This is a genomic window from Bacillus sp. MN7755 (assembly GCF_054771475.1).
This window is the reverse complement of the sequence record NZ_BTRL01000004.1, coordinates 1-792: the sequence shown is the minus strand read 5'-3', so window position 1 is coordinate 792 and position 792 is coordinate 1. Positions and strand designations below refer to the sequence as shown.

The following is a 792-nucleotide window of genomic DNA, read 5'->3' as shown; positions in this document are numbered from 1 at the left end:
GATTCATATCCGGCTACTGGCTGTTCTTTCACTTCATACTTGTACGCTACTCCGTTTGCATCGTATGCTTGGAGTTTTTCAAACGTGTACTTCCAATTTGTTGCCGCTGTTACTTCCTTTGTATCTACTACTTTACCGTTTTGTAAAAGATCCACCTTGATCATTTCCGGACGATCTTTCGCGTTATCGTCTTTCCATGTTTTCGTTCCTTCTACTTTTGTTTCGCCTACTTTTGTATTTGTGATGTCAGTACCACTTACTTTGGATTCATATCCGGCTACTGCTTGTTCCTTCACTTCATACTTGTATGCTACTCCGTTTGCATCGTATGCTGCTAAATCTTTGAATTCATATTTCCAATCTGCTGCTTTGCTTACTTCTTGCGTCGCGATCACTGTACCATTTTGTAAAAGGTCTACTTGAATCATTTCTGGACGATCTGTTGCGTTATCGTCGTTCCATGTCTTCGTTCCTTCTACTTTTGTTTGACCTACTTTTGTATTTGTGATATCAGTACCACTTACTTTAGATTCATATCCTGGTACTGGCTGTTCTTTCACTGTATACTCGTAAGCCTTTCCTTCCGCATCATATGCTTCTAGATCTGAGAATATATATTTCCAACCCATTACTGCTAGTACGTCGTGTGTTTGAATCACATTCCCGTTTTGTAGTAAGTCTACTTTGATTATTGTCGGACGGTCTGTTGCATTTCCGTCGTTCCATGTCTTCGTTCCTTCTACTTTTGTTTTGCCTACTTTTGTATTTGTGATATCAGTACCATTTACTTTG

General features: G+C 39.4%; 1 protein-coding gene. It reads right to left on the bottom strand.

Annotated features, from left to right (window positions below; all coding sequences use genetic code 11):
- Positions 1-792 (bottom strand): Cna B-type domain-containing protein (locus ACYVEC_RS03230; RefSeq protein ID WP_460505617.1); only part of this gene is annotated, 792 nt, incomplete at both ends.